We start from the raw sequence: 24,466 nt of genomic DNA, 5'->3' as shown, positions 1-24,466 counted from the left end.
AAATAATCTTTTCTTTGATAACTTCTGTCTCAAGTTAAATATTTTCCTTTCGTTTTTACGGTATGCAATTCCAATAAAAACAACATGAAAACTTACTTATCAAGACAGCCTTGGGAATTAGAAAACATTACTGAGTGCAAGTGTTTTAAACGGGACAACGGCCTTACGCAAACCTTTGAGTGAAGGTTAAGTAAAAACTCATACTGAAGACGTAGCACTAATGCGCAATAGCATGGATATTTAGTAGGTTTGTTGCGGAAGAATTTATTAATTGCATTGCAAAAATGTCAAAACACTAATCAAAATTTGGGAATAAATAAGAACGTATGCTCGTTATTGCATGGATGTATCAAAAATAACAAAGAATCTGTACAAGTGAGCCCATAAAAAAGTGCGAGCCATTTTGCTCGCACTTCTCTAATTATTTATTCTTAGCCGTATAATTATGCATTTGCAGACTCTTCAACCGTTAGGTTGTTGACCCACTTGCTGCCAAATAGCCTTTTTAAGGTCGGCAATAGTTTTACGACTTCTTCAGAAGTCATCATCAGAAATACATAAGGTAACGGCAAACCAAAGTACATTGCCGCTAAGGCTGTCATGGGTATCGCCATATCCACTGACAAACAACATCCATGTTCATACAAAATTTGGCATCTCCACCCGCACGCAGGACACCCACGATGAGCGTGATATTGATATTTCGAACAATCGTACTGATGGCCAAAACGGGGAAACAAAGTGCTGCTAGTGCGACTACGTCTTCACTCACTTCACTGTAGATAGACAAAATGGCACTTTGCGACGCCAGAATAATACCTGCACAGATAACGCCCACGATAAAAGAGGTTCGCAATGCATACCTTGCATATTTTTCACTCAACGCCAGTTTGTTCGCACCTAATGCGTTCCCGACCACAATCGCTGTTGCCCCGGACAAACCCGATGCAACACAAAGCGACATTGCTTCAAGTGCAGAGATAATCGCCATTGTTGCCAGCTCAGTCTCTCCCATACGCCCCATGATGAGCTGATAGGTGAAGATCCCGCCACTCCAAAGCAAGCTACCCGCAATAATTGGCGCGGTAATATTGAGATACTTAGAGAGCGTAGTGCGTCTGAACGCAAAATCCTGAGGTCTTAAAATCAAAACTGGGTTGAAGAGCTGAATCACCAACATAGAGATAATCACGCGAAGCATCCGCGCAGCAACGGTGCCGTAGGCCGCCCCGATAAGCCTAATGCCGGCGCACCGAAGTAACCAAAAATCAGAATAAAACTCAGCGCAACGTTGGTGCCTATTTCTGCGATGGACATGTAGAGCGTGACTTGGGTTTTTCCTATCGCGCGTAACGCCGCGTCCATCGAGATAGTCGGGCCAGCAAACAAAATAGCGATACTCACGATTTGCAGATAATCAGTCGCGAGCTCCGCCGTTCGTCCCTCGGTGTTAAATAATGCAGGAATGGCAGACGGAAACAGCCATACACAAAGAAAGATTAGCGTTGATGCAAGCGTTGCAAAGGAAGCACCTAGTGCAAAATTTCGGCGATAACCCTGTTCGTCTTTCGCTCCCCAGTACTGGCAAGCAGCACGCCCATACCAGTTCCCATCCCCCAAATAAAGATACCGACGAACCAAAAAACACGCGCTCCGATACTTGATGCGGCCACTTCCTGTGTGCCTAGCTGACTCACCATCAAGTTATCGAGAAAGCCTGAACTACTAAAAAGCAAACTTTGAAATACGAGGGGCATACCGAGTAGAAAAACTCGCCGAAGGAAATACGAATAGGTGCTTTCTGTCATTAAACCTCCTTGTAATGACGCTATTTAATAAACCTTTTTCTTTACCCTAAAGAAGTTAGACATCAAACGCCAATTGTAATTACATGTAATTTCTGGGACTTTTATCGAGCTATCTCACGCCAAGCACGTGTTCTCCACCCCTTGTCATGACGAGCGATCCCTTGCCCATCTGGCACGCACGCTGCGTTCATCAGGCAATTCGCTCCTTTATTCATTCACGATTCTCACCCCACATCTGTCAATTAGTCTGGAATACCTCTCACTTGTGAACTATCTGTTAAATAACTGACAAGTCGCTCATTGCTCATCAGAGCTTGGGATCAGATTCGGCATCAGTGATTGTTTTTACGGAGAGATCAGATCGTATCGGTGTGCCCCAAAAAAGTGCTTTTAGAGATAACCGCACGTCGAAACACGTGTGCCGCTTCCACGCGGCTTTTAATTTGCTAGTTAATGAGAGGTTAGGATGTTAGGCAAACTTAAGCTTGCACAACAACTTACTGTGTCTTTTGCCGCGGTACTGACACTGCTGCTGGTTGTATCTGTGGTAGGTTATGGTGGTCTTTCTGAAGGGTTCAAAAACTTTACCGACTATCGGGGCTTAGCTAGAAGTTCTAACGAGGCGAGCGAAGCGCAATCCGCTTTGCTAAGCGCTCGCCTCGCTGCGCTCAAGTTTTTGAAGACGCAAGACCCAGCTCAGATAGAAAAAGTTGAAAAAGAACTGCGCCACATCGACCAAGTTATCGACAAGATCTTGGTCAACGAAACGGATGCTAACCGCATCAACGAACTAAAAGAATCCAAAAATCTTCTAACGACTTATGGTGAGACATTTGCGCTAGTCGTTAAAGATTTCGCCGACCGTAATGCCGTTGTAAGTGAAGACCTCGACCCAAATGGCCTCAAGATGCGCCAGACGATGACCAAGATCATCGAGGACTCCTCTTCTGACGGTGAAGTGAACTCGCTGTTCTACGCCGCTCAAGCACAAGAGAAACTGTTGCTTGGAAGACTGTTTGCCGCCAAATTCCTGATCAGTAATTCAGAAGCGGATCTCAATCGCTCACTCCAAGAATTGAATAACGTGGTTGCACCACTGACTAACTTGGAGAGACTGCTTGTCTCTCCGGTAGAAAGACGACTGGTCAATGACTTCTCAGAAGCGCACTTAGGCTATATTTCAGCACTTCAACAAACGGCTGAGATCATTAACGCCAGAAACGCACGTATTTCCGGAACGTTAGACGTGATTGGTCCGCAAGTAACTACCAACTTCAACGACTTTAAAGCCTCAATCCGAAAAGCCCAAGATACCCTGGGACCTGAAGCACAATCCGACAGTCAAGCCGCCGTACAAATGGTAATAACAGTTTCTGGCGTTGCCATTCTTGTTGGCATTCTTTTGAGCATCCTTGTCACCCGCGCAATTCGCAAACCCATCGGTGGTGAGCCACGACAGATTGAAGAAATCGCAAGGAACATCGCCACGGGCGATCTCACGCAATCTTTCGATTCTAAAGGGTCACCGTCCGGGATTTACGCCGCAATGGGCGACATGAACACCAATCTTCGTGAAATCGTGGGTCAATTATCAAGCTCCGTCAGCACATTGAACAATGCGTCTGGCACGCTGGTGAATGTGACAGAGGAAACCGCGAAGAACTCCGAGCTGCAAGCCGACCAGTTGGGGCAAACCGCAACAGCGATGCATGAACTGACTGCGACAGTAGATGACATTGCCCACAACGCACAAAAAGCCTCTGACATAGCTATCGAAGCAGACAAGTTCTCGCAAGAGGGGCAAAACGTACTGAATGATACACGTCAGAGTATTAAGAGCTTGGTGGGTAACATAGGTGAAGTCAGTCAGGTCATCGAGAACTTGGAAAATGAAACCAAGAATGTCGGAAGCATCCTCGACACCATTCGTGGGATTGCAGAGCAGACTAACTTACTGGCGTTGAACGCAGCGATTGAAGCGGCACGTGCAGGTGAGCAAGGCCGTGGCTTTGCCGTCGTGGCGGATGAAGTCAGAAGCTTGGCAAGCCGAACGCAACAAAGTACAGAAGAGATTCAAACGCTTATCACCCGCCTTCAGAGCGAGTCAAAACGCTCTGTGGAGTCCATGCGCAAGAGTGCGTCTGAGGCGGAAGAAACCTCGGCAAAAGCCAACAAAACACGAGATGCGCTCGTTTCAATCACAGAGTCCGTTTCCAACATTCGCGATATGAACCACCAAATCGCGGTGGCGGCTGAAGAGCAAAACACCGTCGTTTCGAATATTAATCAAGCCATCGAACAGCTTAACGATTTGGGCAAGAGCACTGCATCCGGCGCAGAGAAACTGTCTAAAGAAGCACACGGTCTGACAAACATCACCAGCGGTGTGAATCAAATCGTCGGTAAGTTTTCTATTGGCTAAGTCATGCTAAAAACCAAAAACGCGCCCTCTGTGGCGCGTTTTTTCGTTTTGCTGTTTGCTATCGCTTACTTGCTGCTCTCACGATGAATGAGATACAAACGCGCATCGAACTCCAACTGGTGGTAATCCGGCTCCATGTGACAACAAAGTTGGTAGAACGCTTTGTTGTGGTCTTTTTCCTTTAGGTGCGCCAACTCATGCACCACCAGCATACGGAGAAAAGGCTCCGGAGCTTCTTTAAACATGGAAGCAATGCGAATTTCGTTCTTGGCCTTCAATTTTCCGCCATGTACCCGAGACACAAAACTGTGTAGCCCTAGCGCATTGTTGACGACATGTATCTTGCCATCGAAAGCAACTTTACTGATCGGCGAAGACTTTTTTAGATATTGGTTCTTAAAGCCCATCACATAGTCATATAACGCTTTTTCCGACGTAATATTGTGCTTTTCTGGGTAGCGTTTCTCTAACCAAGCACCCAGTTTGCCGGTTTCAACAAGTCGATTTACCTGCTCAATGAGGTGCTCTGGGTAACCGCTAAGGTAACGAAGTGATGGATTCATGGGATTTCTTCTAAGAACAACAAGCCCGCCATGCTATCAGCTTACTCAAGGTTAGAATACTGTCACGGAAAACCGACAACTCCCCTATGCTTTATTGAAGGCGACAGTACCTAACCTCCGCGCGACAGACACACCTCATTTTTTACTCAATTTGGATTAATTATCAGACAGATAGTCACCTTTTGAACTACTAAGCTAGATCTTGCGAGTCAAAGAAAAGGAGTACCGCTATGAGCTCGAAAAAGGTAGCGTTGTTTGGATGGCATCCAGATGTCGTGAACTACGAAAAATGGCCTGGCATGTCTGCTGAAAAGCTGCGTGCAGCATTAGAAGGTGATCGCGCCAATCTTCTCAGCTTAGGCTATGAGGTCGATTTACATTACATACGCGATGGCGACACCGCTTACGATGCAGCGTCTGCGGCACTTGCTGATACAAATTACGATTGTGTACTGATTGGTGCAGGTGTACGACGCGACGACGACCACTTTCTGACCTTTGAAAAGCTGGTTAACGCTGTGCACAAAGCCGCACCTCAAGCTACCATTTGCTTTAACACCAACCCCAGTGATACTGCAGACGCGATAAAGCGTTGGACTTGAACGATAAGCAAGCACGGAAAGAGTGAACAGAAAGGGAACGTATCAAATGAAAGCTGTAGAGACAGGATTTAACCCAACCTATCACGAAGATGCACCAGCCTTTGAAGACGTTTCTGAAATTAAGGGCTTTGCAATTATCGAGTTTGGAGCCCCTTGGTGCGGATACTGTCAGGCAGCCGAGCCATTGATAGAACAAGTGCTCTCGAAACACACGTTTCCACACATCAAGATATTTGATGGCAAAGGAAAGCGGCTGGGACGAGCCTTTCAGGTCAAACTTTGGCCCTCACTTATCTTGCTTCATGACGGACTAGAGGTCGGACGTATTGTCCGACCAGACAGCACTCAAGACATCGAAGATTTAATATCGCGAATTGACTGATGCGCTAGGTTGCAAACAGTTGCGCATCAATATCTTTAAAAGACTTAAACTCCAAGGCGTTCCCCGTCGGGTCTAGAAAGAACATCGTCGCTTGTTCGCCAGGCTCTCCAACAAACCGAATGTACGGTTCAATCACAAACACTACGCCCCTCTCTTTCAATCGATTGGCCAGTCGTTGCCAGTCTTCCATTTCCAATACCACGCCAATGTGGGGCACAGGCACCGACTTGGCATCAACCGCATTGTGATGAAGTGTCAGCGTATTAGTTTCACCAATATTCGGGTCATGATGAATCACCAACTGATGGCCATATAAGTTGAAATCAACCCACTCGTCACTGCTTCTTCCTTCTTCACAATCGAGGACATCCGCATAAAACTGACGAGATTCTTCGAGGTGTCTAACAGGAATGGCAACGTGAAACGGTGTTAACGGCATAGCATTCTCTCCCTGATAAGTGCTTTATCTGAGCGTAGCTGTTTTTGAGGAAGAGAATGATGAAGAAATAAGAAGCGCACATTCAGTGCGCTTCTTTTGGCGATTAATTTGCTGGGACGGGATCCAGTTGGAAAGGTGTGTAGCAAGTGCCTGAAGACGCGTCTTCACCATATGTCTCTAAGTTGGCTTCTGCACAATGGTCTTCCACCACGCCAAGTTTACCGTCGGTGGTTGCACCCCACGCCCACACTTCTCCTTTGTCTGTCACCGCAAAGTGGCTGGACGTGTTTGAACTTATCGATACCACTTTGGCATTATCTAAGACTTCAAGCTTCGCTGGCTCAACAGCAATTTGACGCTCAATACCCAGCTCATCAACCTTGTATCCGTTCCCCGCATAGCCCGTACCCATATCACCCCATGAGTAAACATCACCGCCGAGTGTTAACCCATGCGCATTCCGAGAGCCTCCTTGGAAAGCAACGATGCGGTCACCACCTAGCTTTTCTGGCAGAAGATTTTCAATGATTTCAGGTATAGGAAGAGAGGTAATGTCGTTGATTTTATAAAGGGTATTTGCACTGTTAGGCTCTGGTGTGCCTTGGGCAAGAGCACCGTAGTCATTGCTGCCCCAACCATACACTGTGCCTTCAGCATCTACGGCTAAACCATAATCCGCCCCTGTTTCGACAGCGACAATGTTTTTCCCTTCAAGGATTTTTTTCGGCTCAGAACGATCTTGATTCACCGTTCCATCGCCCAACTCGCCACCACGGGCATTATTACCCCAAGAATACACATCCCCTTCAGCCGTCAGTGCGAATACGTGGTGGTCGCGGATCGCGACGGAAACGATGAACTCGTCATCGGGAATATGCACTAATCCAAAGGTATTTTGATCGTCGTCTTTGTCATCGATACGACCGAGTTGTAGGTTCCCATTGTCACCCGCTGAATAGACTTTGCCCGAGCGCGTGACCACATAAACACTCGCACTGCCGCTGGTTGCAAACGCCGGGAGTTCTCCATCAGGAAGCTCAACCTCAACAGGCACATCAATCGTGTCTTCATTACCCACACCAAGCTGTCCACGGTTGTTTGGGCCAAACACGAACAAACGTCCATCTTCTGTCACCATGGTGCCATCGATTTGATCAGTCGAAATGGACTTGAACGCCACGCCATCAATGTCGACCCACGCGGTATAAGGGTTCGATAACCCATACAAACGCTCGTTCAGCAACTCGACGTAGCACTCACCTTCCGCTTCAGTCAGACCCTCTTTTGGTTCGGTGACCAGTTCTGTACCTGCGGGTAGGTATAAGTCAGACGCACGTCCAAGTTTTGTGCGCATTTCCCCATCACAGTATCGATTGGGATCTTCACCATAAGCAAAACCGCCGTAGTTTTCACCAAAGCTGAATGGCTTACCTTCTTCACTCAATCCGAGTGTGTGGTGGTTACCCGCGGCCATCTGTATGTGTTGTTCGGCCGTTGCCCAGTGAATAAAGGCGTAGGTTTTAGCATCACCCGTTTGAGCCGCAATAGCGTCAAATTTGGCTTGAGCCTTTTTTCCTTTGCGCACTTTTCCATGCTCAGGTTCAATAAGGATGCCGTTATACATATCACCGTCCGTATCCATCGCAAGAAGCCCCTTTAACACGCGGAGCGATTTGTCTTCACGCAGGTCTGTCTCACGCGACAGCTTGGCGAATGACACTTCTTTTCGCCCTTTCACTTTTTTCAGTTTGGTTCCGTTTAAGAAGAACTGAATTTTTTCCCCTTGAACGTAATGAAAAGACCCGTCTTCACCGGTTGTTCCCTTTAGAAACCCCGATTGATAACGCAGGCCTTCGACAGGTAAATCTAGCTTCCCTTCCTTGATTGCTGGGCAGCCAGATAACACCATCGCAGCCCCAACAACTGACATCCATTTTCCGTACATTTTTAAATCCACTCCATTTATTGATAAGCATTCGTATTTTTATTTTCAATCTCATCAATAACAATATGATTGGAGAAAATGGAGGCATTAACTCTATCTGCGGCTCTGTTTTAATACGTAGGTCTCGCAATTGATGATGAATTTGTCACTTTTTAAATTCTCGATGACAACGCAAAGATTCGCTAAAACTTCACGTTGAATCCCTTGTTTGGCCAAGGTAGTTTGTAAAGGGGAGAAAACGACAAGGAGCAGCGCGATGAGTATTGAAACTTGGTTGGCATTTTTATCTATTGCGTTTCTTGCTGCTGCATCTCCTGGTCCAGCGATTTTGCTGGTAATGACTCATTCGCTGCGAGCTGGCTGGAAACGCTCGCTCTACACGATTGCCGGTAACGTCACTGGCCTGTTTATCATGTCGAGCTTTTCGGTGTTGGGCTTGAGTGCGCTGGTGCTGAGTTCAGCGACTGCTTTCATGGTGATAAAAACCTTGGGGGCGTTATACCTAATGTACCTTGGCATCAAGATCTGGCGCAATGGGATGGAGATCTCCATCGATGATGTCGACACACGCAAGGTCAGCAAACGCCGAAATTTTTACCTGCAAGGTATACTAGTAGCGTTAACTAACCCGAAAGCGATTGTGTTTACCACTGCCCTTTTCCCCCAGTTTTTGACGATTGACCAACCTCTTCTGCCGCAATTTACGCTGTTGGTGATGACATTTATCGCCTGCTCTATCACTTGCTTAACTGCCTACGGGTACTGGGGTGTCAAACTGATCACGCGCTCAAAAACTGTCGTGGCGTCTCGATGGTTACCGAGAACATTCGGCACGACATTTTTGGGTGCAGGACTGGCACTCGCACTGACAGCGCAGCGTTAACATTAAGCGTGTAAAGGCTAGCGCGACACCAATAACCCGCAGAGAACCATTACCAACACAAACAGAAACGCGCTGAGTCCTTTCCAAAACGTCAGCGGGTCTTTTTCAATAAGAGGGAGGCTTTGTTGCTGTGTTTTGAAACCTGCTGGCGGTTTCTTCAAATCCTGTTCGAACTCAGACAATACTTTGTAACGGGCAGAAGGAATGGAATGGCAGGCCTTTTTCAATGCAGCATCAAACCAATCTGGAATATCGGGTCGGTAAACCGTGGCAGGAACATATTTCCCTCGGGACGACGCGTTAGGATTCGACGCATTCACCGCCTTGTAAGGCAAATGCCCCGTTAGCACCTCGTAAATTGACACACCAAGCGAAAATACATCGGATTCCGTCGTTGCTGCATTCCCTTTTAAATACTCAGGTGCGGCGTAGTTTAAATCGCCAACCGCATAAGACTCTTCACGTTGGCCCGCTAATTCTCCCATGCCTCCTGCCTGCGCCGTACCATAGTCAATAAGCGTGACATTGAGGTCTTTATCTACCATCAGGTTGTCGGGCTTGATATCTCGGTGCACAACAGACATACGTTGGAGTACGCGCATGGCGCGAATTGCACCTTTTGCCAAGGTACGCACTTCCGTTAATGTGGGTCTTGGATTGTCTAACATCCACTGCCTGAGGGTTACCCCTTCCACATAGTCACACACATGGTAAAGAAACGGAGAGTGGCGCGATCTCGGGTGTATTTTCATCACACCGCGTTGTTTTATTTGTTCACCTATCCAGCCTTCTTGAACAAAGCCAGAGAGATAAACTGGATCATCGGCAAAGTTCTGTGACGGCATTTTGAGTACGTACTGCTTACCGTCTAGGTCGCTTCTTGCAAGATAGATATGACTACGACTACCACTGTGCATCACTCTGGCAATGCGGTAGTGATCAATCTGCTGGCCTTCTTTCAACACTGACGGTATTCGTCGTCCGTCGATATCTTGTAATGCTTCATCCAGTGTTGGAGGAGGAACACTGTCAACCGACATCAAAAGACACGTGACGTTGTCGTCACTGCCAGCGTCAAGAGCTGCGTCAGTTAACGCGCGCGAAATCTCTTCAAGGTCGGGCTTGGCTTCGCCTGCCTTGTTTTTGGCTTCATTAAGAAGCGACGTTAACGCCTCTAAGGATAAGGCATCGTGAATACCATCGGTTGTCATCATCAGCCAGTCACCAGCTTCAATCCCGACCGATTGATAATCCACGTTAAGGTGACTATCGATTCCCAACGCACGTGTGAGGTAATGGGTTTTCTTGTGGGTATAACGCCGATGGTCTTCCGTGATTTGCTTTAGAAGATGTTGCCGGAAAAGGTAGACCCGACAATCGCCTGCGTGAAAAAGGTGCACCGTATTGGACTTGATGACCACGGCACCAAAGGCGGCGACCATCGCATTCGATGCACTGCCCGCTTGTTGCCCATGGTGATAAAGCCATTGATTCAAAGAGCGCAGCACCTTTCCCGCCGCATCACGTGTCTTCCATGTCGCCGACGTATCGAGGTAGTCGTTGATAAACTCCGTGACACTCATTTCACTGGCTTTCTGGCTAACATTGCTGGAACTCACCCCATCTGCAATGGCCGCTACAACGCCCTTGTGTTTGAGCACGTGGGTTTTCTTTGGAATACAAACAGCAAAAGCGTCTTGATTGGGTGGTTTGATACCCGCAATAGAATACCCGCCCGCTTGAACGACAAGCTGGGAAGCAACGCTATGTTCCTCCCCAGTAGGCTTCCCTTTAGATAGGTTCGGCGTTGTCTCCAACGCCGATGTAGAAAGGTTTTCTGGCTTCATCCGTTATGCTTTCGCCACGTCAATCATGGTAATGCTACCATCGTCGTTCACTTCTGCGATTTGCCCAGATGGCTCTTCCATAAAGAGTAGTGTCACAAAGCCGATGACCGCAGTGCCCGCAATGATATAGAAGAAGGTGCTGTATTCCACCAGCGACAAAATAGTCAGATAAGTAACTGCACCAACATTACCGTAAGCCCCTGTCATACCCGCAATTTGACCTGTCATTCTACGTTTAATCAGAGGCACTGCTGCAAACACCGCGCCTTCGCCAGATTGCACAAAGAAAGAACAGCCCATCGCAGCAATCACTGCCAGCCAAACTGGCCATGCACTGTCGACCAAGCCCATCACAAAGTAACCCACTGCAAGACCTGCCGTCAGGATAAGCAGCGTCGGTTTGCGACCGAATTTATCAGACAACCAGCCACCGCCCGGGCGCGACATCAGGTTCATAAAGGCATACGCTGACGCCACCATACCTGCGACCACAGGCGTAAGCTCAAAGGTCTCCGCAAAGAACAGTGGCAGCATAGAAACTACTGCCAGCTCAGAACCAAAAGTTGCAAAGTAGAGGACATTCAATACCGCAACTTGTTTGAACTTGTACTGATGCACTTCTGGTACAGGCTTTTCGAAGACATGTTTGTTTACTTTCCACACTTGGGAAACATCAAACAGGTAAATCGCGGCTAAGCCCAGATAAATGAGAGTAACTGTCGTATCAGAGAACATGCCAATACCTGTTGGAGAGAGCTTCCACGCCAGCAGAGCAAGTGCGGCATACATTGGTACTTTCATCACCAGCAGCAAGTAGAAATCACCTTTTGAGGTCACTTCCATCGCCCCTGCATTCTTTGGCTTGTAGTAGGTTGCGCCTTTAGGGGTATCGGTAACACTGCGATAGAAAACGATTGAGAAACACAGGCTCATCAGACCGGTAATTGCCATGCATAACGCCAGCCATCTTCGCCACCAAACATCACGGCAACCGTTGGCAAAGTGAACGCTGCGGCTGCCGAGCCGAAGTTACCCCAACCGCCATAGATACCTTCCGCGGTACCAAGTTCATTATGTGGAAACCACTCAGACACCAAGCGAATCCCAATCACAAAGCCGGCACCAATCAGACCTAACGCAAATCGGGCGATTGCCGCTTGAACAAAGCTGTCTGAAAAAGCGAAAACAAAACAAGGGATAGAACAAACAGCCAGCAACAAAGAGTAGATAAGACGTGGGCCATATTTATCCGTTAGCATGCCGATTAAAACACGCGCCGGAATAGTAAATGCCACATTCAAAATCAAGAGTGTTTTAATTTCTGCTGTGGTTAATCCTAGTGATTCTTTTACCGACTGTAAGAGTGGCGCAAAGTTAAACCACACAACAAACGTAATAAAAAACGCAAACCAACTAAGGTGAAGTATTTTCATCTTTCCCTGAAAAGAAAAGATATTGAACTTTTCACTTCCTGACATTTCGACTTCCTCATCAAGTAATAAAATCCCATACCGAGAATGTAAAATTCTCAGCAAAATATTTTTAATTTGTTTTCAGTGCGTGTTTAAAACGTCTTATTTCATACCGAGTTGTATTTCTCCGTTTTCACGCCTGATTGGATACGTTGGTATAGAAACAGCCTCATCTTCAATGCACTGGCCGCTATCCAGACAGAAATGCTGCTTATACAAAGGCGATGCGATAACGGTCTTGTCGCCAATGGAGCCTATTATTCCGCGGGAAAGCACATTGGCTTTCCCAATAGGGTCAAAGTTATCAATGGCATAGAGGCTATCTGTTCGGCCGCAAAGGAAAATGGCCACTTGCTTTCGCCGAGTCGTGCACACACGCCCGTGTTCTTGACCAAATCTTCCTGCCGACAAATCGTTTTCCACTGGATCATGTTCTCTCTCCTAACTTTCAACCGTGACGACATCGATGCGCTCTGGCGTTACTTCTGCTACATCAATGACCGCGGGGATACGCTGACCGCGCACGGTTTGGTATTTCAAATTCTCGTCGGCTAATTCACTGTTAATGTAGTGACGGAAACGTTTAAGCTTTTCTGGCGATTCAATGGTGGTTTTCCATTCACACTGATATTGCCCAAGGCTGGCCGCCATTTCTTTTTCAAGCTCTTCGCCAATGTTCAACTTGTCGTCGATCACCACCTGTTTCAGATAATCCAATCCGCCTTCTAAGTTCTCTAACCAGACGGACGTACGCTGAAGTCTGTCGGCGGTGCGGATATAAAACATCAGGATGCGGTCGATGTACTTGATTAGCGTTTCTCGGTCTAAATCCGAGGCAAAGAGATCCGCGTGGCGAGGACGCATTCCGCCGTTTCCGCAGACATAGAGGTTCCAGCCGTTTTCGGTGGCGATTATCCCAATGTCTTTGGATTGAGCTTCAGCACACTCGCGCGTGCAGCCAGAAACGGCAAATTTGAGTTTGTGGGGAGAGCGAAGCCCTTTGTAGCGATTCTCAACATCAATGGCGAAGCCAACACTGTCATCCACGCCATAACGACACCAGGTAGAGCCCACACACGATTTAACAGTTCGTACCGACTTGCCGTAGGCGTGGCCTGTTTCAAACCCCGCATCGACGAGAGTGCGCCAGATTTCAGGAAGTTCATGCAATTGCGCGCCAAACAAGTCGATACGCTGACCACCGGTGATTTTGGTGTAGAGGTTGTACTGTTTCGCAACCTGACCAAGAACAATGAGTTTGTCAGGTGTAATTTCCCCGCCAGCAACACGGGGAACGACGGAATAGGTCCCGTCTTTTTGCATGTTACCAAGATAGATATCATTGGTGTCTTGCAGTCCCATATGCTCTTCCTTGAGCACATAGTCATTCCAGAAAGACGCCAGAATTGAGCCTATGGCAGGCTTACAGATGTCACACCCCAGCCATGTCCGTGGCTATCTAGCAGCTCATCGAACGTCTTCGCTTTGGTTATGCGAACGATATCCACCAGCTCTTGGCGGGTGTAATGGAAATGCTCACAAATATCGTTATTCACCTCGTGACCAAGCGCAGCAAGCTCTGTATCCATCACTTGTTTCGCCAGCGCAGAACAGCCGCCACACCCTGTTGAGGCTTTCGTACACGCTTTCAAATCTGCCATTGTTGTGCAACCTGAAGCGACCGCCTCTTTAATGTCACCTTTCGTCACGTCGTAACAAGAACAGACCTGCGCTGTATCCGGCAGATTCGCTAGACCTGCAGCGCCTGCATCGGCATCCGCTGCACCATCAGAAAGCAGCAGGACGGAAGGAAACTCGGGCAGTGGTAAATCATTGAGCATGGTTTGTAACAGGTTCGGATAGCTTTCTGTATCCCCCACCAACACCGCACCGAGAAGCTTTTTGCCGTCTTCCGACACGATAATGCGCTTATAAACTTGCTCAATCCCGTCAGAAAAGGTGTAGAACTGCGCACCAGGCGTGCTGCCTTGCGCATCACCAATGCTTGCAACATCCACACCCAGCAGCTTGAGCTTGGTGCTCATGTCTGCGCCCCTAAAGGCGGCGTCTTCAGAGCAGATATGCGAAACCGCGACCTTGGCCATTTGGTAACCGGGAGCGACCAAACCGAAAATGCGACCTTCCCAAAGGGCACATTCACCGACCGCATAGATGTCAGCGTCGCTGGTTTGGCAAGTATCGTTGATAACGATGCCACCTCGCTCTCCAATCGTGAGGTCATGCGCTTTCGCAAGGCTATCTTGAGGGCGGATACCTGCTGAGAAAACCACAAGGTCAGTTTCTAGCGCGGTGCCATCTGCAAAGGTCAGCTTGTAGCGACATTCATCACCGTCAGTAATTTCTGTCGTGGCTTTCTCCGTGTGAACCTTCACACCAAGAGCTTCGATTTTCTCTTTGAGCAGGTCACCGCCACCTTCGTCCAATTGAACAGCCATTAGGCGTGGAGCGAACTCAACAACATGGGTATCGACTCCCATCTGTTTCAAAGCGTTCGCCGCTTCTAAGCCAAGCAAACCACCGCCAATCACGACACCGACTTGGCTGGTTTCACCTGAGGCTTGAATGGCTTCAAGATCCTCAATGGTGCGATACACATGACAATGTGCTTGGTCGTTGCCTTTGATTGGCGGAACAAAAGGGTAAGACCCTGTTGCTAACACCAATTTGTCGTAAAACACTTCACGACCTTTGTCCGTTACCACGCACTTGTTCTCGCGTTGAATCGCAACCACCTTCTCGTTCAGAAAGTAATGAACGCCTTTTTCGTCGTAAGCCTCTTCACTCGTGAGCATCAAGTCATCTGCTGCTTTGCCTGCAAAAAAGCTACTCAGTTGAACGCGGTCATAGGCGAGTCTGGGTTCTTCCGAAAACGTTGTGATCTCAAAATCACCGTGTGAGTTTCTGTCACAAAGTTCATCAATGAACCTGTGTCCTACCATGCCATTCCCGACGACAACGATACGCAATTTTTCCATTTTTCTTCTTTCCTATGCCGACAGCTGTTCGATTTCTTCTTGAGTTTGAGTAACGAACCAACTGAGTTCTGAAGACAACGCAACCACCTCACCCACCACAATGAGAGAGGGAGAAACTAAGTTTTTATCTTGAATAGCGGTCAACACATCAGAGAGGGTTGAAACAAATACGCGTTGGTTGACCGAGCAGCCCTTTTCAATGACGGCAATGGGCATATTGGGAGCCATACCTTCCGCAATGAGCTTTTCAGAGATGAACTGAAGCTTTGAAAGCCCCATGTAGAAAACGAGGGTGTGATTAATCGAAGCGAGAGCTGACCAATTTAATGCCAACTCTTTCTCAGCATGTGCGGTAACTAAGGTGCAGCCTTGTGAAAGACCACGGTGAGTTAATGGGATCCCCGCATAACTCGTGCAGCCAGATGCAGCGGTAATGCCCGGAATAACCTCTACACTGACGCCCGCATCACGCAGAACCTGCATCTCTTCGCCGCCTCGGCCAAAGATGAAAGAATCGCCGCCTTTCAATCGACACACCGTCCGTCCGGCTTTTGCTTCGGCGACAAGAATGTCGTTAATTTTGTCTTGCGGAACGCTGTGTAAGCCTTTTGCTTTGCCAACATAAATAAGGGCTTTGCCGCTTGGAATTAAGTCGACGATTTCTGCGCTTACCAGTCTGTCATAAACCACCACATCCGCATTTTGAATACAACGAAATGCCTTCATTGTGAGTAGCTCAGGGTCGCCAGGCCCTGCACCGACTAGCACCACTCGCCCTTTTTTTCTTCCGCCCCTTGGTCGACGCTTTGACGTGCACCATTGAGATGCTGAAGAGTGAACTTCGCTTTCGCACGCCTCAAAAACCACCTTGGCCATCCATGCCCCTCAAACTTCACGAAACAAATGATGAAGGGGGAACAGCAAATTGGGTGCCACATCAAAAGTAAAGTAAAAGAAAAAAATTAAATGCCTGTTTTAAATGACAATAAACAACAATGAAATCCCGACATTCGTGCACAAAGTTATTTTTCGCGCTCTCTTTTGGCGCACAAATTGAGTGCAAAGAGAGTGGCGCAACGCACCATTTAAATTCACACAACCAAATTAGCCATCATCGATGCATCAAAATGCGCCACCTTATATTTCATCCTTTCCTCAGACTTTATTATTAATATTCAGCCGTACAACGTAGAAACTAACATATATAAAAGGAAATATTTTAAGTTGGCTTGGGAGTTGCAAAGATAGGTGGAGAAAAAAGGAAATATTCACCTTTCACTTTAGAGAACGTATTTGGTGCAACCGTGAAAAGTCATAAAACAATAAACGCTGACAGTAACTCGACGAATAAAACCTCATCGGGATGGACGAAAACAACCTGCGCATACTGTGGTGTCGGGTGTGGCGTCGAAGCTAAAGTAACAGCCAACGGCAAGTTAGACATTCGCGGCGATGAAAGCCACCCTGCTAACTTCGGTCGCTTGTGCTCAAAAGGCTTGGCTTTGGGTGACACGGTCACAACAGAAGGTCGTCTGCTTGTACCAAGCATAGATAGCCAATCCACATCTTGGGAACAAGCCCTCACGCATGTGGCTACATCGTTCAATGACATTATCGCCAAACACGGCCCGGATGCCGTTGCGTTTTATGTATCAGGCCAACTCCTCACAGAAGACTATTACGTTGCCAACAAATTGATGAAAGGTTTTATTGGCAGTGCGAACATCGACACCAATTCCCGACTCTGCATGGCATCTACGGTTGTGGGGCACAAGCGCGCGTTTGGTGAAGATTGTGTTCCCGGTAACTACGAAGACTTAGAACTGGCAGATTTGGTCATTCTCACTGGCTCAAATTTGGCGTGGTGTCATCCCGTATTGTATCAACGCCTTAAGACAGCAAAAGAAAAACGCGGCACCAAGGTAGTAGTGATAGACCCAAGAGCAACGAGCACGTGTGATATTGCAGACCTTCACCTTCCCCTCTTTCCCGGTAGTGACATAGCGTTGTTTAATGGCTTGCTGGCGTATCTATCGAAACGCAATCAGGCCAACCGAGAATACATTGACCAACACACAGAAGGTTTTGACGACGCTTTGCACCAAGCCAAGCGATTCTCAACCATCACCTCGGTGGCGTTAGCTACGGGATTAAAAACCGCAGATATCGAAACCTTTTATGACTGGTTTCGAATCACGCCGAGAACTGTCACCGTGTTCTCTCAGGGCGTGAACCAATCAACGAGTGGATCAGACAAGGTCAACAGCATTCTAAATTGCCACCTCGCGACGGGGCGCATAGGAAAGCCCGGAAGCACGCCTTTCTCAGTGACAGGGCAACCCAATGCGATGGGCGGGCGTGAAGTTGGCGGACTGGCAAACACCCTGCTGCGCATATGGAGTTTGGAAACGAAGAGCACGCCGCGTTGATCCAAGCCTTTTGGGATAGCCCTACCTTGGCAAAAAAGCCTGGCCTAAAAGCATCGACATGTTTAATGCTATCGAGTCAGGGAAAATTAAAGCGGTCTGGATAATGGCGACCAACCCTGCGGTGAGCTTGCCAGAAAGCGAACGCATTAATCGCATCCTGGCCAATTGCCCAATGGTTGTAGTTTCAGATTGCATCGCTGACACGGATACAACGCGGCACGCGAATGTCCTACTGCCAGCTCAAGGTTGGAGCGAAAAGTCAGGCACCGTCACTAATACTGAACGCAGAATTTCCCGTCAAAGACGCATTATGCCATCTCCCGGCCAAGCCAAGCCCGATTGGTGGATAATCAGTGAAGTGGCTAAACGCATGGGCTTTAGCGATGCTTTCGACTACCGCACAGAGCTGGACATTTTCAACGAATACGCAGCGCAAACAGAGCTTGGTAATCAGGCTAACAACCCTACTCGACAACTCCGATTAGAGAGATTAAGCGACATGTCACCTGAAGCGTATCGTGACTTGGTGCCCGCCCAATGGCCTGTATCTGAAGGAAAAGACGCAACACGTTTGTTTTCTGACGGCCAGTTTTCAACACCGAACAAGAAAGCGCGTTTTATCGCGGTAGATTTGCAACCAACTGCGTTGACGCCTTCTGAACGTTATGGACTCATCCTCAATTCGGGTCGAATCAGAGATCAATGGCACACGATGACCCGAACAGGCTTATCTGCAACCTTGAACACACATGATTCAGAGCCGCTTTTAGACATGCACCCTTTTGATGCGTCCGATCGTGGGATACGTGATAAACAACTCGTGCGCGTGATCAGTCAACACGCAGAGCAGATTTTCAGAGTGAACGTCACTAGCCAAAGTGCCGTCGGTCAATGTTTTGCCCCAATCCATTGGAATGGTACAAACGGTTCAGGCGGTGTGGTTGATGCGCTTATCGCAGCGAACACAGACCCGATTTCAGGGCAGCCAGAGTTCAAAGCCACCCCTATCGAGGTTAAACCCGTCATCATTCGAACAACACTGGATATCGCTTCAAAATTACCGTTAAGCCGCCACATCATTGTGTCCGCCGAACCTCGATACTGGACAAAACGCAAAGCAGACGGTGGTTATGTGTATCGATTGGAGTTTTCACGCAAAAAAGATGACATCTATGAACACGTGAAGTCTTTGCTGCACGAGGAAGACTGTGCGTCCGTCATTTCCGCAAAACCAAACAGCACCTTGAGCGTCGTTATGAACGCGCAGTCCGCAAACCTGGCCTATGTGCTGAGAGAGACTGAAAGTACGTTGGACGAAACCGATGTGTCTGCGTTGCTCGCTTCAGATTTTGCACTGAACGATGTACACGCGTTTTTGAATGGCACATTGAAAGCGCGTTCCCCCATTATTTGCACCTGTAAGCAAGTCAGTGAAGCGGACATTGCAAGTGCTATAACGGATGCAGAAAACAGTGTTGAAGCCATCAGCACGCTTACAGGCGCAGGAACAGGCTGTGGAAGTTGTATGTCTGAACTTCGTCAGTGTGTGAAACGAGTATGTGCCGATAAACCCGCACAAAGAAAAGTCAGTTAAATAACAAAGCAGCTAAGAAAAAAGGCAGCTAAAAAGCTGCCTTTCTTATCTCAACGTGAGTGTTATTTCTTCTTGCGCTTGTCTGTGATTTCCCACTTACCGTCGATAAACAGACCTGTCCAACCAGATGGTTTGCCATCCTCTTCGGTACGGACATAGTTCTCTTTGCTCTTACGGCTAAAGCGAACCACAGCTTTACGACCATCTGGGTCTTCAGTAGGCGCATCTGCCAAGTACTTGTACTTCTCTGGCAGACGTTCTTTGAAGCGAGAAAGCTCTTCAACCAATGGCGCGCGTGTTTCACGCGATTTCGGGAAGTTGCTTGCCGCGAGGAACAAACCAGAAGCACCATCGCGAAGCACAAAGTACGCATCTGAGTTTTCACATGGCAACTCAGGGAAATGCACAGGGTCTTCTTTCGGTGGCGCAACTTCGCCGTTCTTCAAAATCTTACGGGTGTTCTTACAGGTCTCGCTGGTGCAATCCATGTATTTACCGAAACGGCCATTTTTCAGGACCATATCAGAACCACACTTATCACACTCAACAACCGGACCTTCGTAGCCCTTAAGCTTGAACTCGCCTTTCTCAACCAAGTAACCGTCACAGCTTGGGTTGTTACCACAAACGTGCAGTTTACGCGCTTGGTCAATCAGGTACGCGTCCATCGCAGTTTCACACTTCGGACAACGCTTTTTCGCACGCAGTGCAGCAGTTTCAACGTCTTCTTCAAGAACGTTAACAATGCCTTCTTCGTCCATCAGGTTGATGGTGGTTTTACAACGCTCTTTCGGAGGAAGCGCGTAACCAGAACAACCCAGGAATACACCTGTTGAAGCGGTACGGATACCCATCTTACGACCACAGGTCGGACAATCGATATCGGTTAGAACGATGCTGTTTGGCTTCATACCACCGTCAGCTTGTTCCAACTCTGCCTTCTCCAGATCGCCTGTAAAGGCTTTGAAGAAGTTGTTCAGCACTTTCTTCCAATCTTCACTGCCCATGGCGATTTGGTCGAGTTGACCTTCCATACGCGCAGTAAAGTCGTAATCCATCAGATCGGCGAAGCTGTCATCCAAACGGTCGGTAACAATCTCACCCATCTTTTCTGCGTAGAAACGGCGTTGTTCAACACGCACATAACCACGATCTTGAATCGTTGAAATGATCGCTGCGTACGTTGAAGGACGACCGATGCCGCGCTTCTCAAGTTCTTTAACCAATGCGGCTTCTGTAAAGCGCGCTGGCGGCTTCGTAAAGTGTTGTTTAGGGTCAACCTTGTCCAGCGACAAGATCTCGCCCACATCCACGTGAGGAAGCGTTGTATCTTCGTTTTTGCCCATTGGACGCTGTACGCGAGTCCAACCGTCAAAACGCAAAGTACGGCCTTTGGCTTTCAGCGTGAACTCTCCAGCTTGAACAGTGATGGTGCTTGAGTCGTATTTCGCTGGCACCATCTGACAAGACACAAATTGACGCCAAATGAGATCGTAAAGGCGGTGTGCATCAGGATCCATGCCCTGCAGATCGTCAGCTTTCACATCGATGCTTGAAGGACGAATAGCTTCGTGCGCTTCTTGTGCATTGCCTTTTGAACCATATACGATTGCTGAACCCGGCAAGTAGTTTTCGCCGTATTCGCTGCCAATGAAGCTACGTGCTGATTCAACCGCTTCTTTGCTCAAGTTGGTTGAGTCGGTACGCATATAGGTAATGTAACCTGCTTCGTACAGACGTTGCGCCAGCATCATGGTCTTTTTAACGCCAAAGCCCATACGGGTACTCGCCGCTTGTTGCAGCGTTGACGTAATAAATGGTGCAGATGGTTTGCTCGAGGTTGGACGGTCTTCACGGTCAACCACTTTGTACGTCGCTTTTTTCAGCGCGTCCGTCGCAGCCATCGCTTGCGCTTCGTTCAGCGGTTTGAATGCTTCACGGTTTTGCTGAGCAACCACCAGACGCAAGACGTTCTCACTTGCAGTCGTGGTGTCAGTATGAATATCCCAATACTCTTGCGGGATAAACGCTTTGATTTCGTGCTCACGCTCAACCAGCAGTTTCACAGCAACCGACTGTACGCGACCTGCAGACAGACCACGTGCCACTTTTTTCCAAAGCAGCGGCGACACCATAAAGCCCACAACACGGTCGAGGAAACGACGTGCTTGCTGAGCATTCACGCCATCCATATTCAGTTCACCAGGAGACTGGAATGCCTGTTGGATTGCGTTTTTCGTGATTTCGTTAAACACCACGCGTTTGAAGCGGTTCTCGTCGCCACCGATGATTTCCCGCAGGTGCCAGGCAATTGCCTCCCCTTCGCGGTCCAAATCCGTTGCGAGATAAACGTAATCCGCTTTCTCTGCGAGTGCTTTCAGTTCTGCGACGACTTTTTCTTTGCCAGGCAGAACTTGATAGTTCGCTTTCCAGTCACGATAAGGATCAACGCCCATTTTGTTGATAAGCGCGTTTTTCTCTTTATCTTTTTTAATGCGCTCTTTCTCTTCCGTGCTCAACCCTTTGGTTGATACTGGCGCTGCTTTCTTGCCGCCTTGCGCGGCACCGGTAGGCAGATCTCGAACATGACCTACACTCGATTTAACGATGAAGTCTTTGCCCAGATACTTATTAATCGTTTTTGCCTTTGCCGGGGACTCCACGATAACGAGAGATTTACCCATTGACCAATACGCCCTCGCGTTAAAAATTCATTCTATTCGTTCAAATCGCATGCAAAACCTAGGGGGCACGCCACTGACGCTTTTTTAATATTGAGCGACTCGATCTGAATATCAACCAGTTTCTTTATTATTTACCCCGATTGATTGCTGCTTCTCCAGTTGTAAATAAACTGTAAACAGCATTCTTGCCCTTACGGAGGCTTAGCGTAGTCTCACTTTTGCAAGCGCGCTAATCATTACCATTGACCAACGGCAATATGCTATTCGTCTTCATATTTTTCTGGCTTGGCTCACACTAAGCCGTCTCAATGGTGACGAATTCAACAATTTACTTGTCGCGTGCCCATTTTCTTTCAAAGGCGGTATACTGCCGCCTTTCGTATCCAAGCATTCGAGTTATTTATGTCAGAGAAAGCCCAGATCACTGCCGAAGAGCTGCTGGTCATCGCAAACGAAATGATCCGTGACCACGAAGACTACCTTGAAGGTATGCAAGCAGATTCTGTCGAAGAAAAAGCGGGCGTCATGGTATTTAAAGGCGAGTACTTCCTTGACGAGAAAGGACTGCCAACCCCAAAAACCACCGCCGTATTTAACATGTTTAAGTACTTAGCGCACCAGCTTTCTAAGAAATACACCCTCGCGTAACGCTAGATTCAACGAGATAGTGCTTACCGGATTAAAAATGCCACCGCTAAGGTGGCATTTTTGTTTCATGAAAAACTAGGATTAGCCTTCAAATATTGCGGTGTCTTTTTCTTCTTTCTTAACCTCTGACGGGCCGTTTCCGCCTTGGTTATTACCGCCGCGCCCTTTCGGATCAGGACCATAGGTGTTTGGGCCAGCAGTACCGTCCAGAATGCCCAGCTCGACCAGAGCAAACAGCGGACCGATGATAGGAAGAAGCGTGATCACCACAAACCAAGGGTTTCGGTTTCTGTCCTTCAAACGCTTGATGTTTAATGCCACCGAGGCGTACATGGCGAACAGCGTAATGGCAATAGACAGTGCGTCTAACACCACGTTTCCGCCTTGATAAAACAAAGTCGGCATCACCATGACAAGCACTGGAATACTGTATAACCAGTAATCTCGACGTCTCATGCGACCCTCAAACGAGAGTAACGCCCACCTTTGGTTGTTCATTTTAACTCCTAAACGATTGGTCGCTGGCCGCGGCTGATCCACTTGAGAAGAATACGGTCAAAGGCTTCTGCTGAAGCACCCGCCAGTTTCTCTGCCAGCTTTTTACGCTGCACGTATTTCACGCCCAGCACATCTTTTTCTTTCACTGCGGAAACAAGGTAATCGTCACTCGTGCCAATGCTATCAATCAACCAAGTGGCAGCGCTTGGTTACCGAACCAATGTTCGCCAGTGGCGACTTTGTCCAGCTCCAGAGATGGACGATGATCAGCAATGAAGTCTTTAAACAGCACGTGTGTTTCTTCAAGCTCGCTCATGAACTTTTCGCGCGCTTTGTCGGTGTTTTCGCCGAACATGGTTAACGTACGTTTAAACTCACCCGCGGTCAGTTGCTCAAATTCAATATCGTGCTTTTTCAAAAGCTTGTTGAAGTTTGGCAGTTGTGCGATAACGCCAATCGAGCCGACCACAGCAAACGGTGCTGCAATAATTTTATCCGCCACACATGCCATCATGTAACCGCCGCTTGCAGCGACTTTGTCCACGGAAACGGTCAGCGGAATGCCGGCTTGTTTGATGCGGTCCAATTGGGAAGATGCCAAGCCGTATGCGTGAACCATGCCACCGCCACTTTCCAAGCGAACCAAGACTTCATCACCTTCTTTCGCCACAGCAAGTACCGCAGTCACTTCTTCACGAAGTGCGGTCACTTCGCGGGCATCAATGCTGCCTTTGAAGTCCAGTACGAATACATGTGGTTTGCGGCTTGATTCCAATGACACAGTATCCGTCATTTTTTTCGCTTCCGCTTTGGCTTCTTTTGCCTTGGCTTTTTCCGCCTTTTTCTCAGCTTTGTCGCGTGCTTTCAGTGCCGCTTCATCGTAAAGGTGCGACTCCATGGTGTGCACCAAATCTTTATGGTTTTCCGTCAGGTTGGTGATCTCTAAATCGCCTTTCTGCCCTTGCTTCCCACCAGCACTCTTTGCAATTACCAGCACCACAATCACTGCAACCGCAAACGTCAATACCTTGGCAAGAAATAGCCCGTAATCAAGCAAGAATTCCAAACTGTGTTCCTCGTTTATCGTTTGTATTTTTAGCCAATTTCACCATTCTATACCCAAACCACCTCGATATGCAGTTTTCGCTATCGATTGATTAACCTTTGAAGAAGAGTTTGTTTCATCATATTGATAGCTCAGAAAAACTCTTATGCTCGCTTAATTCGCATTGTCTGGTTGTTTAAGCACTCGAG

General features: G+C 47.9%; 16 protein-coding genes and 5 pseudogenes. 7 read left to right on the top strand and 14 right to left on the bottom strand.

Annotation, left to right across the window (positions count from 1 at the left end):
* Positions 1 to 443: 443 nt before the first annotated feature.
* The 3 genes and pseudogenes from ATN88_RS27450 to ATN88_RS27440 form a co-directional block, all read right to left on the bottom strand.
* Positions 444 to 602: a hypothetical protein gene (locus ATN88_RS27450; protein WP_232313226.1), complete on the bottom strand. Its 159-nt coding sequence runs from the start codon at positions 600 to 602 to the stop codon at positions 444 to 446.
* The gene (locus ATN88_RS27445) at positions 599 to 1,192 is read right to left on the bottom strand and encodes an MATE family efflux transporter (protein WP_232313224.1); all 594 of its coding nucleotides are present in this window, start codon (positions 1,190 to 1,192) and stop codon (positions 599 to 601) included. Before ATN88_RS27445 ends, ATN88_RS27450 begins: the two co-directional genes overlap by 4 nt.
* Positions 1,189 to 1,700: pseudogene (locus ATN88_RS27440) on the bottom strand (MATE family efflux transporter). Before ATN88_RS27440 ends, ATN88_RS27445 begins: the two are co-directional and overlap by 4 nt.
* A gap of 574 nt (positions 1,701 to 2,274) precedes the next feature.
* On the opposite strand from ATN88_RS27440, the gene ATN88_RS14415 reads away from it, so the two are divergent.
* On the top strand, positions 2,275 to 4,230 hold the full coding sequence (locus ATN88_RS14415) for a methyl-accepting chemotaxis protein (RefSeq protein WP_067417169.1): 1,956 nt from the start codon (positions 2,275 to 2,277) through the stop codon (positions 4,228 to 4,230).
* Between the two features lie 65 nt (positions 4,231 to 4,295).
* On the opposite strand, the gene ATN88_RS14410 is transcribed toward ATN88_RS14415, so the two are convergent.
* Positions 4,296 to 4,793 (bottom strand): M48 metallopeptidase family protein, encoded by a 498-nt coding sequence (locus tag ATN88_RS14410; RefSeq protein WP_067417166.1) that lies wholly within the window; start codon positions 4,791 to 4,793, stop codon positions 4,296 to 4,298.
* 230 nt (positions 4,794 to 5,023) lie between these two features.
* On the opposite strand from ATN88_RS14410, the gene ATN88_RS14405 reads away from it, so the two are divergent.
* The gene (locus ATN88_RS14405) at positions 5,024 to 5,395 is read left to right on the top strand and encodes a hypothetical protein (protein ID WP_067417164.1); all 372 of its coding nucleotides are present in this window, start codon (positions 5,024 to 5,026) and stop codon (positions 5,393 to 5,395) included.
* A 46-nt stretch (positions 5,396 to 5,441) separates the two neighbouring features.
* Positions 5,442 to 5,777 (top strand): thioredoxin family protein, encoded by a 336-nt coding sequence (locus tag ATN88_RS14400; protein ID WP_067417161.1) that lies wholly within the window; start codon positions 5,442 to 5,444, stop codon positions 5,775 to 5,777.
* A 4-nt stretch (positions 5,778 to 5,781) separates the two neighbouring features.
* On the opposite strand, the gene ATN88_RS14395 is transcribed toward ATN88_RS14400, so the two are convergent.
* On the bottom strand, positions 5,782 to 6,216 hold the full coding sequence (locus ATN88_RS14395) for a VOC family protein (RefSeq protein ID WP_067417158.1): 435 nt from the start codon (positions 6,214 to 6,216) through the stop codon (positions 5,782 to 5,784).
* Positions 6,217 to 6,319: 103 nt separating this feature from the next.
* Positions 6,320 to 8,146 carry an RCC1 domain-containing protein gene (locus ATN88_RS14390; protein ID WP_232313222.1) on the bottom strand — a complete coding sequence of 609 codons (1,827 nt, stop codon included), beginning with the start codon at positions 8,144 to 8,146 and terminating at the stop codon, positions 6,320 to 6,322.
* A gap of 271 nt (positions 8,147 to 8,417) precedes the next feature.
* On the opposite strand from ATN88_RS14390, the gene ATN88_RS14385 reads away from it, so the two are divergent.
* Positions 8,418 to 9,044 (top strand): LysE family translocator, encoded by a 627-nt coding sequence (locus tag ATN88_RS14385; RefSeq protein ID WP_067417151.1) that lies wholly within the window; start codon positions 8,418 to 8,420, stop codon positions 9,042 to 9,044.
* 17 nt (positions 9,045 to 9,061) lie between these two features.
* Here ATN88_RS14385 and ATN88_RS14380 read toward each other — a convergent pair whose 3' ends face one another.
* The 5 genes and pseudogenes from ATN88_RS14380 to cobA form a co-directional block, all read right to left on the bottom strand.
* Positions 9,062 to 10,891, bottom strand: coding sequence for a bifunctional protein-serine/threonine kinase/phosphatase (locus ATN88_RS14380; protein WP_067417147.1), 1,830 nt, complete (start codon positions 10,889 to 10,891; stop codon positions 9,062 to 9,064).
* A 3-nt stretch (positions 10,892 to 10,894) separates the two neighbouring features.
* Positions 10,895 to 12,369: pseudogene (locus ATN88_RS14375) on the bottom strand (NarK family nitrate/nitrite MFS transporter).
* A 96-nt stretch (positions 12,370 to 12,465) separates the two neighbouring features.
* A pseudogene (gene nirD / locus ATN88_RS14370) lies at positions 12,466 to 12,794 on the bottom strand (nitrite reductase small subunit NirD).
* A 10-nt stretch (positions 12,795 to 12,804) separates the two neighbouring features.
* A pseudogene (gene nirB, locus ATN88_RS14365) lies at positions 12,805 to 15,359 on the bottom strand (nitrite reductase large subunit NirB).
* Between the two features lie 12 nt (positions 15,360 to 15,371).
* On the bottom strand, positions 15,372 to 16,235 hold the full coding sequence (gene cobA, locus ATN88_RS14360; protein WP_083539491.1) for a uroporphyrinogen-III C-methyltransferase: 864 nt from the start codon (positions 16,233 to 16,235) through the stop codon (positions 15,372 to 15,374).
* 428 nt (positions 16,236 to 16,663) lie between these two features.
* Here cobA and ATN88_RS28625 point away from each other — a divergent pair, with 428 nt between their 5' ends.
* Together ATN88_RS28625 and ATN88_RS28620 are read left to right on the top strand one after the other, a co-directional pair.
* Entirely contained in the window at positions 16,664 to 17,788 is a 1,125-nt protein-coding gene (locus ATN88_RS28625; RefSeq protein ID WP_332308904.1) for a molybdopterin-dependent oxidoreductase, read from the top strand.
* A 58-nt stretch (positions 17,789 to 17,846) separates the two neighbouring features.
* The gene (locus tag ATN88_RS28620) at positions 17,847 to 19,382 is read left to right on the top strand and encodes a nitrate reductase (protein ID WP_332308903.1); all 1,536 of its coding nucleotides are present in this window, start codon (positions 17,847 to 17,849) and stop codon (positions 19,380 to 19,382) included.
* Between the two features lie 62 nt (positions 19,383 to 19,444).
* Here ATN88_RS28620 and topA read toward each other — a convergent pair whose 3' ends face one another.
* Positions 19,445 to 22,066 carry a type I DNA topoisomerase gene (topA, locus tag ATN88_RS14350; protein ID WP_067417144.1) on the bottom strand — a complete coding sequence of 874 codons (2,622 nt, stop codon included), beginning with the start codon at positions 22,064 to 22,066 and terminating at the stop codon, positions 19,445 to 19,447.
* Between the two features lie 402 nt (positions 22,067 to 22,468).
* On the opposite strand from topA, the gene ATN88_RS14345 reads away from it, so the two are divergent.
* On the top strand, positions 22,469 to 22,714 hold the full coding sequence (locus tag ATN88_RS14345) for a YciN family protein (protein WP_067417141.1): 246 nt from the start codon (positions 22,469 to 22,471) through the stop codon (positions 22,712 to 22,714).
* Positions 22,715 to 22,795: 81 nt separating this feature from the next.
* Here the strand turns inward: ATN88_RS14345 and ATN88_RS14340 are convergent, their stop codons facing one another.
* Together ATN88_RS14340 and sohB are read right to left on the bottom strand one after the other, a co-directional pair.
* Positions 22,796 to 23,212, bottom strand: coding sequence for a DUF805 domain-containing protein (locus ATN88_RS14340; RefSeq protein WP_067417139.1), 417 nt, complete (start codon positions 23,210 to 23,212; stop codon positions 22,796 to 22,798).
* Positions 23,213 to 23,220: 8 nt separating this feature from the next.
* Positions 23,221 to 24,278: pseudogene (gene sohB / locus ATN88_RS14335) on the bottom strand (protease SohB).
* Between the last annotated feature and the right edge of the window lie 188 nt (positions 24,279 to 24,466).

The organism is Enterovibrio coralii, assembly GCF_001559595.1.
Classification (GTDB): domain Bacteria; phylum Pseudomonadota; class Gammaproteobacteria; order Enterobacterales; family Vibrionaceae; genus Enterovibrio; species Enterovibrio coralii.
This window is presented reverse-complemented; position numbering and strand designations above follow the sequence as displayed.